This is a genomic window from Pseudomonas sp., from assembly GCF_049300855.1.
GTDB lineage: Bacteria > Pseudomonadota > Gammaproteobacteria > Pseudomonadales > Pseudomonadaceae > Aquipseudomonas.
The window spans coordinates 35,035-50,684 of record NZ_JBAQKH010000032.1; the positions used below are offsets into that span (position 1 = coordinate 35,035).

The window sequence follows — 15,650 nt, forward strand, 5'->3', positions numbered from 1 at the left end:
CCCCATTCACTGCTGAATGATATGAGCCAAATGAATATCGCCACCGTCGACCTCAACCTGCTGAAAGTCTTCGAAGCCCTGCATGAAGAATCCAGCGCCAGCCGCGCCGCCCTGCGCCTGGGCGTCACGCAATCAGCGGTCAGTGCCGCATTACGGCGTTTGCGTGAGGTCTATGGCGATCAATTGTTCGTACGCACCGGACGCGGTCTGGCGCCGACGCTCAAGGCCAATCAACTGAAACCGGTGGTCAGCGAAGCGCTGAACAAATGCCGGCAGAGCCTGGCCATGGTCGACCCGACGACCGAGCAATACGACGGTCGCTCGGTGACGGTCGGCCTCTCGGATGATTTCGAAATCGCTTACGGTCGGCGCCTGATCGAGGAAATTGCCCGCCGCGCACCGAAACTGCGGCTGATCTTCCGCCAGACCCACAGTCAGATCGTCGCGCGGGCATTGATGGAGCGCAGCATCGACCTGGCGATCACTGCCGGTGGTTTTGCCGAGCGCATGCTCAGCCGTCAGGTGTTGGGCGAAGGCGGCTACGCCTGTCTGCTCGACCCGGCAAGCCTGGCGTCTGGGCAACAACAGATCGGTCTGGAGGAGTTCGTCGCCCGCGAGCACCTTCTGGTGTCGTCCGGCGGTTTTATCGGGATTACCGATGAGGGCTTGGCGGCGTTGGGCCTGAGCCGGCGAGTGTGCGCCTCGACCACGCATTTCGCCGCGTTGCCGTATCTGCTCAAGGGCAGTCGGGCGGTGGCGACAATTCCGACCCACGCCGCCGAAAGTATTGCTGAGCTCAGCGGCCTGGCGCTGCTGCCCTGCCCGCTGAAATTGCCGCGCTACCCGATCGAACTGGGCTGGCGCACCAGCACGCAGATCGATCCGCTGGTGGTCAAGGTGCGCGAAGCGATTGCCGAGACGTTCACCTGAGGGGGGTTACTTGTTGGCGGCCATCAGGCGATTGACTTCACTGCGCACCATGTTGGCAAATTCCGGCGGCGACATGCCGTCCAGTTCCGCACGAACCCACTCGGCCCATTTGCCCTTGCGCTTGGCACGCTCGCCGAACAACCGCGCGGCTTCGCCTTTGGCTTTGCCCAGATTGTTCTGCCAGAGTTCGAACAGACGGGATTTCTCGTCTTCCAGCGCGGCGCGCTCTGCGAGGGATTTGTCGGCCAGATTGAAACTCATGGGGAATTATCCTGCTGCGTAAAATGGCGACATCTTACACGCTCGACGGAAATCTCCGGCGCAGGTTTTTCTTTCTGGCCTAAATTCAGTGCAACTTTTCAGCAAGCGCCACACTCCATTGTTCACTGTCCATTCAACTGCAAGGAGTCACCCAATGGCCCGGAAATCCGCCGTGCAAGCCGCCGAAGACCAAATCAAGGATCAAGCCTTCAGCGAACTTCAGGCTCTGATCGAAGAGTCGGACAAACTGCTCAAGAGCAGCGCCTCACTGGTCGGTGAGGAAGCGGAAACCTTGCGCGGACAAATCGCCCTGAAACTGCAACAGGCGCTCGACTCGGTGTCGAGTGTTCGCGATCGCACCAAACCGGCGGTTGATGCGACCGAAAGCTACATCGGTGGCCACCCGTGGCAGACCGTGGCGATTTCGGCCGGTTTCGGTCTGGTGGTCGGCTTGTTGCTCGGCCGTCGCTGAGTCAGGCGCGCAAAAAAAAGGCGAACCCGGTGGGTTCGCCTTTTTCATGCCTGCAAGGTTCGCACAGCGTTAAGCTTTCAAACCTGAGTTCAGCTCAATCTTTCACGTCGACGCACCTCGCCGATTCACCTCAATCAGTCCCCTCGCCCTCCGGGAGAGGGTTAGGGTGAGGGGCTTTTGATTCATACACCCGCGAGCTCACGCAAACTCGCCAGTGTCGACGCATCCAGCACGATGCCTTCAGCCTGCGATTTGCTGCGCTGCCAATGCCGACGATCCCCCGGCAGCCGCTTGAGTCCGACCCCGTGCATCTGTCGCACCAGCTCTTCACTGCGCTCGGCAAAACTCTGCCCGGCGGCCTTGCTCGGATCGATCACGATCAGCAACTGCCCGGTCCACGGGGTTTTCGCCCCGGGGTGGTTCGACCAGTCAAACTCGAAGGAGAAATTGCCGCCGGTCAACGCCGCCGCCAATAACTCCACCATCATCGACAGCGCCGAACCCTTGTGCCCACCGAACGGCAACAACGCGCCACCTTCCAGAATGGCTTTCGGGTCCTGGGTCGGTTGACCGAGGCTGTCGACGCCGATCCCCGCCGGCAGTTTTTCACCCTTGCGGGCGGCGATTTGCACATCGCCATGGGCAATGGCACTGGTCGCCAGATCGAACACGATTGGCGCCGCACCGGCCCGTGGCGCGGCAAAGGCAATCGGGTTGGTGCCGAACAGCGGCCGGTCGGCACCATGCGGCACCACGCAGGTCATGCTGTTGACCACACTGAGCGCCACCAGCCCTTCCTCGGCGAACGGTTCGACATCGGGCCACAGGGCCGCGAAGTGGTGCGAATTGCGAATCGCCAACACGGCGATGCCGGCATTGCGCGCCTTCTCCACCAACAGTGAGCGGGCGGCGGCCAGCGCGGGCTGGGCGAAACCGTTGCCGGCATCGACGCGGACAAAACCCGGCGCAACATCTTCAACCTGCGGCACGGCATGGCCATTGACCCAACCGCTTTTCAGGGTGGACACGTAACCGGGAATGCGAAAGACACCGTGGCTGTGTGCGCCATCGCGCTCGGCATTGGCGCAATTGGTGGCCAACACTTGCGCTACTTCGGCGGACGTACCGTGGCGCAGAAAAATCGTTTCGAGCAATTGCTTCAACGCGTCGAGCGACAGCGCGGGCGAGACAGCAGCAGAGACATGATCGTGTGGCGCAGACATCTGAAGCTCCAGAATGATTATTGGAGGGAACAACAGCGTACGAACAAACGGCCAACCGATTAACCATGGCCGACCCGCCGGCTGTCAACCTTTCGATTCTGCAGTGCGCGCAGAACCCCGCAGCGTCACAGCTTTACCGGGCGCCTGCGGTAACTATCTACCACCTGCCCCGCGCGCCCTCGCCCTAGCCTTGAGCCTTAATTTCGCGCCGCAACGCGCCTTACCGAGACTCGAAGATGCCTGTGCCCATTGCGCCATTGCTGTTTCCCGAAACCCTCAATTCCCCCGGCCTGTGGAAGACGCTGGGCAAAGCTCACTCGCTGGCCGACAGCGATTTCAACTGGCTGGCACATGTAAAACTGGTTACCCACGCGCTGCGCAACGTGCAAAGCCCACCGATGGTCGCGCAAACCATTCGGATCAGTGTCGATACGCAGCCCGCCATTAACCTGGCCGGCAGTTTCATCCTCGGTGGTAGCAGCGAAGATAAACCGGCCTTCCTCTACACCCCTTACGATGGCCTGAAAAAATACGAAAGCCTGGAAACCCTCAAGACACTGCTCAAGGTTCGTTTGAGCAAGGCTGTGGAAGACGATCAACTGCTCGCCTTTCTCGCACTGGCGCAGCGTCGGCAGCTCACCGAACAGAGCACGCTGACCCTGACGTACGAAACCATTCAGGGCGATATTTTCGAACACCAGAAAGCCGCGATTCAGGCCTGCCAGCAACTGAACGCCGAAGCGCTGCTGGCCGAGCTGAAGCAATTGCCGGCGTTGACCTCGTTGCTGGAAAAGATCCTCGATGATTTGTTGAAAAGCCGTTTGCCCGGGCTTCAACAGGGGCAAACCCGGGTGAATTTTTACACGCACGCCGCAGACTCGACACACGCCAGACAATGGCACGATTCAATCACCCTGGCTGAAGCCTTGTTGACGCTGTACCGCCATCGAACCTGGCCGGTTAAACAACTGCACGAGTTTGCCAACCCTGAACAGCTACCGACCTCCGGCGATCAGGACGTTTGGGAAGCCACACTCAAACAGGCCTCGGACACACTGCGCGTGTCGTTGTTCAGCGAGATGGAACGGTACTGGGCCGAGCCCGCCGCCGCAGGATCGCCGCGTCGCGTGTTGTTCGCCGAGGTGTTGCAGGAACAGGCCCGCGCGGAGCTGATGCTCAAGCGAGAAGCCGGCATCATCGACGCCAGCCAGTTCGCCGTGTTGCACCAGATGATTCGATACGACACCTTGCCGACCCGTCGGCCCACCCTCGAGAACGTGCGCTTGTGGGAATACCAGGCCAATTATGTCGAGCTGGCCGGTAGCTTGATGATCAGCCACAGCGATGCCTGCCTGTACACCCCGACTCAGGGGCTGCAAGTCCTCAAGGACTACAAAGACCTGAAAGATACCGTGCTGAGCAAGTTTCGTGCGTCCGGTCATCAGGACGAATTCTACGGTTTATTGAGTCTTGAAGAACGTAAACGCTTTGTTGGTTTCGACCGCCCTCACGTGACCGGCGAGACCATTGGCGGCGAGATTTTCACAGTGCTGTTCGAGGCGATCATCACCAAGCAGCGGCAGAACATCGAGTATGCCTTGCAGGTTTTCCGGCACAGCGATGGCGCGGTCGACATCCACGCCCTGTTCGACAAGGCTCTGGATATTCGCGCCATGGTTCATGAGCGGTTGTTGCAACTCGACGCCGGTGAGCGTTGGTCCACCCGGCCAGTGCTCGCGGGTGTGCAACAACCTTCCGCGGTGCTGGCGCATAAAGCCGAAGAGATCGAGCGTTCGTGCAATGACATCGACGCCTTGCTGACGAGCTCATTCAGAGGTCAACCGACCGACAAGGTCCCGGAGCAACGTCGTTACCTCGAAAACATGAAGTCCCGTCTGGCGCATTCGCTGTTTCTCGGCGTGACCCACGAAGCCGAATTGCGCCAGCTCAGCGGCTCACTCAACGCCGCTGAACGAGCGATCGTCACCACCGTGTTTCATGCCGACCAGGCCAGCCGCGACAATCGGCGTTCGCTCAATGGCTTCCGCCCCGATGCCTGGTCACTCACGCTCCAAAGCCCGGGGGCAAAGAAAGCGCTTTCCCTGGCCAATTGCGTTCTGCTCACCGAACGTGGCGGCCTCGACGACACTCATTCGGGAAGAGTGATTTTATGGACGCCCGCACTGGGGCTGGAGGTATTTACCAGCATCGCGGCGGCACGTCGAGCGCTGGGGCTGCGCCTCAAGGACAGCGTCGGGCGCCTGTCACTGCTGGAAAATCTGCTGCCGGGCGAACGGCAACATCATCAGGCATACACCTTGGGCGCACTGCGTCTGATTGAAGGCCATGTGCTGGACGATCGCATGCAGTCAGCCATCGAGCATTTCCTCGCGCGCTGCCACGCGATTCGTCAGCGCCTGAAAGGCCAGACCGCGCTGACCGCAGCGCTGACGACGGAGAAAAGAACGGCGATCGATACCAATCTGCTGCGCACCATCAACCTGGCGCAAGCGGTCAGGCAGCAACAGTCTCTGCCGGCCTGGCTGGGCATGGCGCCCGTGGCGGAGCAGCAACTGCACCTCGAATTGCTTGAGCAGTGGCGCCACAGCGTGATTGATCACAAAGACTATCTCAGCGGCCTGCCCTCGCTGGGCGACTATGTGACCGAGACCTTGAAGTCGCTGCTCGACGCACGCTTCAAAGGCAGTGCACTCGACCCCGGGGACATCCAGATCACGCCCAATCTGGCGCTCGCCGGCCCGCCGCGGACGCTGCCCGAATTTGCCCTCAACCATGTCAACATCGCCCAGGGCACCGGGTTCACCGTGGCCTCCAGAACCCATAAGAAACTGCCGGACGGCCTCGACCAGAGCGCGGTGCGCCAACTGTTGCTGTCACTGGCCATCCCCACGACCTTCGCGCAGAAAATTATCGCCGCATTGTCCGAAGGGCATGCCGAAGCCAAAGAGCGCAAGCAACGTTTTCTGCGGCAGACGCCCTGGCAGTTGCTGCAACACGCCCACGGCTTGCAGTTGCAGCAAAAACTGTCGAGCAGCGCGTTCGACTATCTCCTGCAAGTGCTGGACATTCCCGACGGCATCGCGCGCGCAACCGTCGCCGGCGCCCATGCCATTGCCTACCCGTTGTCATTGATCAAGACAGCAGGCTCAACCGCGGTCGAGACCTTGGGTTTGTATTTGGTCGGCCCGGGCAGTGGCCATCAGGGGCCGCTGGTGCTGTATGCGCCCTATGCCGAACAGCTGTTTCGCGAATTTGCCGACGAGGCCAGCGTGATCGCGGCCGTGAACACCCCGGGCAGTTTTCAGGACCTGCTGATTCGCCGCTTGCCACTGGACCAGCAATCGGTGTTTCGCGGGCTGTTCCAGGCGAGCGCCGGCGAAAGCAGTGAAATGAAACTGGCGGGCAGCACCATCAGCGGCAACCTGTTACAGCGTTTTTTCGCTGACAACCTCAAATTGCTGCCGCAATTATTGGGCTGTCAGCCAGAGAGCAACGCTCAGGCCGATTGGGAGGCGGCGAAAAACCTGTTCAGCCATGGCATCAACCTGATCTCGGGTCTGCTGCCGGGCAAAATCTCCTACGTCACGTTTCTGTGGGAGGCGTACAAAGCCTTCAAGGATTCGGCGGAAAACCTGCAGGATCATCATTGGTCGCAAGCCCTGAAGTCATTTATTGCCGGGGCGGTGCAGATGATCAGTCTGGGGCGTCTGGCCACGCGGGAGGGAACGCCTGAGTGGCTTGAAGCCCGTGCCGAAACGCCGGCCACGACGCCCGCCCCACCTGACGCCACCGACACCGGCAGCGACACAGCGGCGAACCCCGCGCCGCGGGTTGTAGCGGATTGGTCGCGGATCCAGCCGACCTCACCGCTGCGCACTGAACTGCAGGGCCTGGAGGCAACCGACGTGGCGCTTGAGGACCTCAAGCGCGACTCGAAAAATGGCACCTACACGGATCCGCTCAGCAAGCACACCTACGCCGCTATCGACGGCAAGGTTCATCGCGTCGAACAACCGGGGGCGGTGTGGCAGATCGTCAAGGATGAACAACCCGGGCCCTCGCTGCGCCAGAGTGGCGCGCGGCTGGTACTGGCGCCCGATCGCCACGCGGTTCACTACGGCAAAGCGATTTCGAAACTCTACCAGCACTTCGACACTGAACAGAGTCGCAGGACCATGCTCAACATCGAAGCGATCGGCATGCAGGAGATTCGGCGAATTTATCCCGCCAAGGCCCGAATGATCCAGCAGACGATCGACCTCGCGCGCTTCTATGCCTTCAACTGCCTGCATAATCTGGCGCAGTTGAAAGCCAATGTTCCAGGCACACGGCTGGACGGCTTTCTCAAGGTCTTTTTCGGCGTGCCCTTTGTCGATGCCGGATTACTGGCCAAACTCAAGACTGCGATTGTGCCGATCTGCCAGGCATTGGTGGACCCCAACGATGATTTGATCGACACCGAACGTTTCGTGGTGGGTTCCAATGCCCTTATTTCATCGGTGATTGCGTTCGTGCTGAACAACGACCATCGAAAAATGGTGCATTTCACCGAGCATTTTTTCAATCCTCAGCTGGATTGGTACAAATCGTTTCTCGCTCAAGCCTTCGACATCGATGGCCATGCTCGTGCCGCGACGCTGATCCACGAATTCGCCCACCAATTCTCCAAAGCCGAAGATTTCGCTTCGCTGGAGTCACGCCGCCCCTTTGCCGATCTGATTACGACCATCACGCTCTACGGACTGACCGTCAGGCACCAACTGGAGGTATTTCAGTCCACGGCACTGTCGCTCAGTACGCCACGCCAGGAGCTGTTTGCACGCTGGAGCAAACGCAGGGGATCGTACGTCGGCTTCGAGACGGTTGCCGCTACCAGGCAGCTCAGCCAGGAAATTCTCGCATTGACCGGTAGCCCGACCCTGGACGATGCACGAAATGCGTTCCTTGATCCGCAATCGCCGGGGGCGCGCATCGATGTGATTTTGCACAACGCAGACTCCATCGCCCGCCTGATTTGCGAGATGGGCCGAACGCTGGATCCGGTGCCGATTCCTTGAGCACAGGCAAAAAAAAGCGCAGGTCTGAACCTGCGCTGTGTTGGCCGATAGCCGTGGTGTTGCGCGATCAGTCTTTCTGATCACGCAGCACGTTGCCCGAGGCGCCGTCGATGCGGAATTCATAGACCACACCATCGGCCTTGCGCCCCTCGCCTTTCCAGTAACCGTTGTTGTCCGCTTCGATCTCGTAAACCTCGACGTAGCCGGCCTTGGTCTTGACGATTTCGATGGCTTTCTCAATGGTGACCCAGCCTGCACCCGGCTTGTCCGCCATGGCCGCGCCGGCGCTGAGCAAACCTGCAGAGATAATCAGCGCTGTGAACGTCTTTTTGATCATTTTTTCACTCCATTTGTGGATAGTAGTCATTCGCGTCCTGTTTTTTGGGCGCCTGAGAGCAAAATAAGTTCCACTTTGATGGGTAATTGCCATGACACAGGTTCTCGGCAACTTCCTGCAAAGGTTAGAATGTGCGAAATCAGGACGAGTCAATGACCCAAGACACTCTCTCGGAAGCCGAATACGATGCGATTACCGATGCCGCCGCGCATTGGTGCATGCGTCTGCACGCCGTCGACTGTACGGATCAAGAGCGTCGCGACTTCGAACAGTGGCACGACGCGCATCCCCTGCATGCTTTCGAATATGAAGCGATGCTGGAGATCTGGGAGGTTGCCGAACACCTGCCACGGCCCGAAGTCGCTGGGATGGTGCCGCTTGGCCAGCCTTCGCGGTCATGGCGACGCTACGCGCTAGCCGCGGGTGGCTGCGCCCTGGCACTGCCGCTGGCGGCGGTCGCAGGCTGGAATCTTGGCTGGTTGCCCAACAGCTATGAGCATTTCGCCGCCACCGACAATGTCCGTCAGGTGACCCTGAGTGATGGCAGTCAACTCGAACTGAACCTCAATACCGAGCTGACCTTCAGCAACTACAAAGACGAACGCCGTGTCACGCTGAAAAAAGGTGAAGCCTTCTTCACCGTCAGCCACGACATGACGCATCCGTTTGTGGTGCGCGCCGGCGAAGGCAAGATCCGCGTCACCGGTACGCGATTCAATGTCTGGCTGTATGAAGATCAGGTGCGGGTCAATCTGATCGAAGGCTCGGTACTGGTCAGCAGCAACACGGCACTGCCCGGCGACGGCTTGCGTCTCGGGCCATCCATGCAGGCCCGTTACAAGCAAGGCGACTACATGCCGCAAATCAGCCAGACCTACCCGGGCGACACCTCACTGAGCTGGCGCAACGGCAAACTGGTGCTGGATAACCTGGCGCTCAACGACGCCCTGCCTTTGATCAACCGCTACCTCAACACCCCGTTGATGCTGGCCGACAGCGGCACCGGCCTGATCCGCGTAGGTGGCATCTACAACATCAAAGAGCTGCACAACCTGCCCAGTGCGCTGCCCAAAGTGTTGCCGGTTTACCTGACGCGCAACAAGGAAGGCAACCCGGTGATCAACTCGCTCCCGCAGCAACCGCCAAAAAGCTGAAGGCCGCGCTCTTTGAGGAGCGCGGCCTTCATGTTTACCCGGTAATCCCAGCCTTTACTGCACGGCCACTTTACCGCTCTTGTCCAGCGCTTCGCCGACGGTCTGCACCTGATATTGCGGATCAGCCTTGATCTGCTGTTCGGTAAACGGCAGCACGCTCCATTGCTTCTTCGAGAACGCCTGGGTCTGATCGCGCGAGTATTTTGACTCAGGATCGCTGGACAGCGAGAACGCCAACAGCCCCTGCGCATGCGGCCCTTTCTCGTCGAACGTCACGACTTGCAGGTAACTCGTGCCGCCGACCACTTCCAGTTTGCCGTCCTCGCGCGGCACACTTTGAATCGCATTGTAGATGCCCAAGGTCCCCGGCCCGCCGTGAATCGGGGTCTGCTGGCCACCGCTGCTGACCACCTGGATATCACCCCAGCGCATGTCTGGCTTGAGACCCATTTTGTCAGCCGTGGCGACTGAGGCCAGCATCGCTGCGCGCACGGCGTTGGCGACCGCAGGTTGCTCGACCGCCAACCCGCGCGGAGTGTGTTGCGCATCCTTTGGATCGAACGCGACGCGCCAGCTATCCGGGGATTGTTGCAATGCCTGCATGATGTTCTGGAAGTGCACCAGGCCCAGCCCCGAATCGAGATTGGCCCGGCCATCCCACGCCTTGAGGCTGGCACACACCGGTTTCAGCGCTTGCGCATCGGTACCGAGGTCACCGGCACAGAACTTCAGCAGATCCGGCACCACCTGCGTCGCCAGATACACCTGATCGTCCATGACCATCTGTTGCAGATCCTTCACCGCCAGCGGACCTTTTTTGCTCAGGCTGCCCAGACGATCCAGCGCAAACCGTGAACGCAAGCCCAGCGGCTGGCCCTCCTGACTGATCAGTGGCGAGAAACCGGTCAGCGGTTGCGCCGGGTTGGCCAGCCACGCGGAATCGTTGGAATGCTGCACGAAATCCTTGCGCAGCAGTTGCGGCAGTTGGCTGGCCGCATAAATGCCCTTCTGCGCAGCCTTCGGGTCGATGTCCCAGGCGCAGGCGCTGTTGGAACCGTCGAGGACGATCATTTGCGTGCCGACGCGTGGATCGCTGCACTTGGCCAGTTTGTCCGCGCTGACGTTCGGCACCACCGACAGGTTCATGTACAGCGTCTGCCCTTTGTCATCGACGGCCAACGTGTTGACCCACGGGATGCCCTGAATCTTGTGCACCGAATCCTGCAGTTGCTCAAGCGTGGTGGCCTGATTCATCGCATACCACTGCTGCAGCACCCGATCATTGTCCAGGTTGGCATCGCGCAGGCTATAAGCGTATTGCCTGTCCCAGTCGAGCTTGCCCGGCCATTGCACAATCGGCCCGAACTGCGAGCTGTAGATGTCACGCGACACCGCCACCACCTGCCCGTCCGCCTGCTTGACCTGCACGGTCACAGACTGCTTGTGCAGCGGCAGCGACTTGCCATCGAGCAAGTAGCGCGTCGAATCCTTCGGGTCCAGTTGCAGGCGATACAAGGTGAAGTGTTTCGACGAATCGACGGTGTGGGTCCAGGCCAGGTGCTGGTTGAAACCGATGTTGATCATCGGCAGGCCCGGCAACGCGGCGCCCATCACATCGAGCTTGCCGGGAATGGTCAGGTGCATTTGATAAAAACGCATGCCGCCGACCCACGGGAAGTGCGGGTTGGCCAACAGCATGCCGCGGCCATTGAACGAGCGCTCGCTGCCCACCGCCACGGCGTTGCTGCCACGATCAAGGGCAAAGCGTTGCTGGCGTGCATCCGCCAGACGGTAGGCCTGCGCATCGTGCGCGATCGCGGCGGTTGCCTGTGGCGGTGTCGCGCCGGCCAACGCCTCGGCGAACTGGCCAACGCCACCTTCGACCAGCAGACGGCGCGTGAGCTTGACCAGATCCTGCGGGGCAATATCGCGCACCCACTCGCCCTGGCATTGCTGTGGCAAGCCCTGCTGACGGCGCTCGGCAAGATACCGGTTGTAACCGGCGGCATAGCCCTCGACCAGATCGCGCACCGGGGCCGGCTGGGCTTGCCAGAACGCGGCCACCGCCTCAGGGGTGTTGAGCCAGGTAAAGAACACATCGCTGACGCGGTTTTCGCGCTGTTCAACCGTCAATTGCTCCGGACCGAAATAGCGCGAGCGCTCGCCGTTGACCGTCACTATTTCGTTGGCCAACAGGCACAGGTTGTCCTGCGCGTAGGCATAGCCAATGCCGAAACCCAGACCCCGCTCGTTTTCTGCCCGAATGTGCGGCACGCCAAACGCAGTGCGGCGAATATCGGCGCTAGCCGAGGCAGTGGACGGGGCCAGCGCATGGGCCGACAGACTCAGCCCGAAAAACATGCTGGCAACGGCCAGTCCGGTTAATTGCCTGGAAATAGTCACGCTCGCTCCTGATCGAAATGCGAAGAACGCCCACGCGTCGCGCGCAGTGAGCCTGATCAAGAAACGAAGCCGAAGAAAAAAATTTAGCCGGTGAAGTCGCCGGACTGAGCCCGGATTACAAGGAAAAGACGAATTGCCGACAAATTTTCTACATTTTTTCTTTCATGATTTGTCGGGCTGATACGTCTTGTTTAGAGAGAGCAAAATAACCCTTCCTGATCAGGCTCTGAAAAGGAGTAATCGCATGTACAACTCGCAACTACCAACGGACGGTAGCCAGGCGCAACAAGGAGCTTCGATGAGCCCCCACGCGAGCGATTTCGGGCAACGCGGCGAGCGTCACGGCAACGAACGCATCCGGTTGCTGCTGAAAAGTTTCGGGCTGCGCACCAGCCTGATCCGTCTGAAGGTCATTGATGCCCTGCTCCTGGCGGCGCAAACCGACCGCCGGCTGGGTGTGCGCGGTGTCCACAGCCAATTGCTGGATCTGGACATTCCGCTGTCGTTTCTCAGCGTGCGCGAAGTGCTCAAGCGGCTGTGCGCCGAAGGTGTCATCACCTTCAACGCAGACAAGAGCTACAGCCTGCATCCACAGGCTGCGGCCGTCCTCAACAACGATTGAAACGTGCCGCGATCGCCGTCAAGGCTTGACCTTGCGGCGCATCACGCCGTTGATCACCACCACAACCACTGCCACACCGATGGCGATGTACTGGAAGGTCTTTTCATCGATCTTCCCGGCGTTCTGCAGCCACGACAGGCCCAGCATGATGGCCAGTACCGACACGGCGATCAGAATCGAATATATCAAGCGTTGCTTGTGGGTCATTGCGGTTTCCTGAATCTTTGGAATGTATCCGGTTTGTATCCGATTGCATGCCATGCGCTTACCGTTTTACGGGGATGCGGCGCGGCAAACGGGGTCTCATATTACAGCCGCTGAAGAGTTTTGGCTTCATGACGGCGTAACCATGAGGATTTTTGAAATGCTGCGTCGAATCACCTGGCTGATTCCCGTTCTTGCCCTGCTGACCCTGAGTGGCTGCATCATCTTCCCCCACGGTGGCTGGCATGACGACCACCATCGTTACTATCAGGGCGGTCCGGGTTATTACCAACATCGTTAAAAGCGGATTGTTCGCCCCGCTCGCCTGGCCATTAACGGGTCGAGGCTGAACATTCACAAGTCCGATCAACTTCAAACAAAGCCCGCCCTGTTGCGGGCTTTTCTGTTTTCGCCGCCAGCGTTCGCTGCAGCGTTGTAACGGGTCTCGGGCAGCAAGTGCAATGAGTAAACAAGTTGCAAGCATTTGAAATCTAATGTCGCAGCAAAACAATAGGTCACGCGAGGCTCTGCAACTAGGCTCTGCCAACTTCCTTTCATTCACAAACAGGGATGTTTATGCAGAGAACACTTATAAAAATCGGCCCACGACACGTACTCGGATTTTGTTTTTCCATCAGCGCTTTTGAACTACTCACGTATCTGGCCAGCGACTTGATCATGCCGGCGATGTTGAGTGTCACAACAGAACTTCGGGCCGACGTGCGGCATGTTCCCTACGCCTTCAATCTTTATTTGCTGGGTGGCGTCTGCCTGCAATGGCTGATCGGTCCGCTGTCCGATCAATGGGGGCGTCGGCGCCTGATGTTGATCGGTTGCGCAGTGTTTGCCGTGGCCTGCACAGGAGCATTCGCCACGCAAAGCATTGAGGCCTTCAATGTGCTGCGATTGCTGCAAGGCATGGGCCTGGGTTTTGTGATTGCGGTCAGCTATCCGGCGCTTCAGGAGGTGTTCTGCGAGGCCGATGCCGTGCGCCTGATGGCCCTGCTCGGCAACATTGCCCTGTTGTCGCCGCTGGTTGGGCCGCTTCTGGGCATTGCCTTGTTGCAGTGGCTGTCATGGCGTGAACTGTTTCTGGGCCTGGGCCTTGTCGCTTCTCTGGTCTGGCTGGGGCTTTTTCTGTGCATGCCGGAAACGGTCGGCGTCATCCGCCGCGACGGGCATAAACAAAACGCGGTGCGCTTTTCCTGGCGCCAGACCGGACAGCGCTACCGCAGCCTGATGGGCAATGGCCGGTTCCTTGCCGCCAGCTTCGCGCTGGGGCTGATGAGTCTGCCACTGATCGCCTGGATCGGCCTGTCACCGTTGCTGCTGATCCAGTTGCTGGGGCTCACGCCGCTGGAGTACGCGTTGTGGCAGATTCCGATTTTCTCAGCGGTCATTACTGGCAATCTGATTCTTGACCGTTTGCTGCCCACACATTCCTTGCCGCAACTGATTTGCCTGGCGCTCTGGCCCTTCTGCCTGGGTCTGCTGGCGCTGATCGGCTGCGCGCTGTCAGGCGCCAGCCTCGGCGCGGTGGTGGCCAGTCTCGCGCTGTCCGCAATCGGGCTGGGCATGAGCAACGCGGCCCTGTATCGCCTGGCGCTGTTTGCCAGCGATGACAGCAAAGGCCTGGTCTCGGCGCTGGCCGGGATGATTTCGATGGCTGTAATGGGCCTCGGCGGTTCGCTCATTGCCTTGATCGGCGGTGGTGCACGCCTCGAACACTTCGCTCTCTTCGCCGCCCTCGGCGGCCTGATGTGCCTGCCGCTGTTACCGGGACTTTTGCAAGGCAAAAAACCCGATGGCACTTCTACTCGATAAAGGATTATTGAATGAACCACTTCCCCGCCAGCGATGCGCTCTGCGCGTTGCCGCACCCCTATTGCCCGGCTTCCGTGCCTGCGGGCCTGTTCGATCGGGCCATGGCCGAGATCAGCCGGTTTCATTGCCAGCACACCCCGGGCTACGAACATTGGCTCAGCGCCAACGGTATTGATGTGCAGACCCTGGACAGCCTCGAAGACTGGTCTCGACTGCCGCCGATTCTGGCCAGTTTTTTCAAACAGCAACTGTTGCTCAGTCCGACCGGGGAGAACGCTCTGGAGCTGACATCGTCCGGCACCCGTGGCCAGAAAAGCCGTATGCGCTACGACCTGCGCAGCCTCTCGGGCGCGCAGTTCATGGTCGAGCGGATATTCAGCCATTACGGCTGGTACTCAGCGCACACGCCGTGCAACTACCTGCTGCTGAGCTACGAACCGCAAGGTGCGATCACGCTGGGAACGTCGTACACCGATCAATTCCTTTGCCGTTTCGCCCCCGTCAACCGCGTCGCCTACGCATTGCGCAGCAACGGCGACGGCCATCAATTCGATGTGTTCGGGGTGATCACGGCGCTGCAATCGTTCGCCGAAGAAGGCCTGCCCGTGCGCATTTTCGGTTTCCCGGCGTTCCTCTGGCAGACCCTGCAACACATGCAAGCCACGGGCGTGCCTGAGCTGAAGCTGCCTGCCGAGTCGCTGGTGTTTTTCGGCGGCGGCTGGAAAACCCGGGCCAGCGAGGAGATTCCAAAACAACACTTGTACGCACGCATCACCCGGCAACTGGGTATCGAAGCGTCGCGTTGTCGAGACGGCTATGGTGCGGTCGAGCATGCGGTGCCCTACATCGAATGTGCCCAGCATCATTTTCATGTCCCGGTTTACGCCAGAGCTTACGTGCGCAGTCCGCAGGATTTTTCCGTTCAGCCCTATGGCCAGCAAGGTTTGCTGGGGTTCGTCTCGCCCTATATTTCGTCCAGTCCGGCACACGCGGTGGTCATGAGCGACCTGGCGACGCTGCATCCCGGTGCAAGTTGTGGTTGTGGCCTTGCCGGTGACTGGTTCGAACTGCACGGCCGCGCGGGCACCACGGCCGGCAGGAGCTGTGCGATGGCGGCGTCCGAATTGATCGGGAGGCACTGA

At 59.8% G+C, this 15,650-nt stretch carries 13 protein-coding genes; 8 read left to right on the forward strand and 5 right to left on the reverse strand.

The window, feature by feature from the left end; genetic code table 11:
• Positions 1-21: 21 nt before the first annotated feature.
• Positions 22-930, forward strand: a complete 909-nt coding sequence (locus WA225_RS19195) for a LysR family transcriptional regulator (RefSeq protein WP_422609155.1) — start codon at positions 22-24, stop codon at positions 928-930.
• A gap of 6 nt (positions 931-936) precedes the next feature.
• On the opposite strand, the gene WA225_RS19200 is transcribed toward WA225_RS19195, so the two are convergent.
• Entirely contained in the window at positions 937-1,191 is a 255-nt protein-coding gene (locus tag WA225_RS19200) for a hypothetical protein (RefSeq protein ID WP_038363082.1), read from the reverse strand.
• 154 nt (positions 1,192-1,345) lie between these two features.
• Here WA225_RS19200 and WA225_RS19205 point away from each other — a divergent pair, with 154 nt between their 5' ends.
• On the forward strand, positions 1,346-1,663 hold the full coding sequence (locus WA225_RS19205; RefSeq protein WP_016982860.1) for a DUF883 family protein: 318 nt from the start codon (positions 1,346-1,348) through the stop codon (positions 1,661-1,663).
• A gap of 182 nt (positions 1,664-1,845) precedes the next feature.
• Here WA225_RS19205 and WA225_RS19210 read toward each other — a convergent pair whose 3' ends face one another.
• Complete coding sequence (locus WA225_RS19210; RefSeq protein ID WP_422609156.1) at positions 1,846-2,886, reverse strand: Ldh family oxidoreductase; 1,041 nt, start codon at positions 2,884-2,886, stop codon at positions 1,846-1,848.
• Positions 2,887-3,122: 236 nt separating this feature from the next.
• Here WA225_RS19210 and WA225_RS19215 point away from each other — a divergent pair, with 236 nt between their 5' ends.
• Positions 3,123-7,964, forward strand: coding sequence for a dermonecrotic toxin domain-containing protein (locus tag WA225_RS19215; RefSeq protein ID WP_422609157.1), 4,842 nt, complete (start codon positions 3,123-3,125; stop codon positions 7,962-7,964).
• A 67-nt stretch (positions 7,965-8,031) separates the two neighbouring features.
• Here the strand turns inward: WA225_RS19215 and WA225_RS19220 are convergent, their stop codons facing one another.
• Complete coding sequence (locus tag WA225_RS19220) at positions 8,032-8,301, reverse strand: PepSY domain-containing protein (protein WP_422609158.1); 270 nt, start codon at positions 8,299-8,301, stop codon at positions 8,032-8,034.
• 152 nt (positions 8,302-8,453) lie between these two features.
• Here WA225_RS19220 and WA225_RS19225 point away from each other — a divergent pair, with 152 nt between their 5' ends.
• Positions 8,454-9,455 (forward strand): FecR family protein, encoded by a 1,002-nt coding sequence (locus WA225_RS19225; protein WP_422609159.1) that lies wholly within the window; start codon positions 8,454-8,456, stop codon positions 9,453-9,455.
• Positions 9,456-9,509: 54 nt separating this feature from the next.
• Here the strand turns inward: WA225_RS19225 and WA225_RS19230 are convergent, their stop codons facing one another.
• A complete protein-coding gene (locus WA225_RS19230) occupies positions 9,510-11,858 on the reverse strand; it encodes an acylase (RefSeq protein ID WP_422609160.1) in 2,349 nt (782 codons plus the stop codon).
• 244 nt (positions 11,859-12,102) lie between these two features.
• Here WA225_RS19230 and WA225_RS19235 point away from each other — a divergent pair, with 244 nt between their 5' ends.
• Positions 12,103-12,480, forward strand: a complete 378-nt coding sequence (locus WA225_RS19235) for a fe2+ zn2+ uptake regulation protein (RefSeq protein WP_422609161.1) — start codon at positions 12,103-12,105, stop codon at positions 12,478-12,480.
• 18 nt (positions 12,481-12,498) lie between these two features.
• Here the strand turns inward: WA225_RS19235 and WA225_RS19240 are convergent, their stop codons facing one another.
• The gene (locus tag WA225_RS19240; RefSeq protein ID WP_064118226.1) at positions 12,499-12,687 is read right to left on the reverse strand and encodes a hypothetical protein; all 189 of its coding nucleotides are present in this window, start codon (positions 12,685-12,687) and stop codon (positions 12,499-12,501) included.
• Between the two features lie 157 nt (positions 12,688-12,844).
• Between WA225_RS19240 and WA225_RS19245 the strand changes: the two genes are divergently transcribed.
• The 3 genes from WA225_RS19245 (at position 12,845) to WA225_RS19255 (ending at position 15,650) form a co-directional block, all read left to right on the forward strand.
• Positions 12,845-12,985, forward strand: a complete 141-nt coding sequence (locus tag WA225_RS19245) for a hypothetical protein (RefSeq protein ID WP_007918111.1) — start codon at positions 12,845-12,847, stop codon at positions 12,983-12,985.
• Positions 12,986-13,260: 275 nt separating this feature from the next.
• The gene (locus tag WA225_RS19250; RefSeq protein ID WP_422609162.1) at positions 13,261-14,508 is read left to right on the forward strand and encodes an MFS transporter; all 1,248 of its coding nucleotides are present in this window, start codon (positions 13,261-13,263) and stop codon (positions 14,506-14,508) included.
• An 11-nt stretch (positions 14,509-14,519) separates the two neighbouring features.
• Positions 14,520-15,650 (forward strand): acyl-protein synthase, encoded by a 1,131-nt coding sequence (locus WA225_RS19255; RefSeq protein ID WP_422609163.1) that lies wholly within the window; start codon positions 14,520-14,522, stop codon positions 15,648-15,650.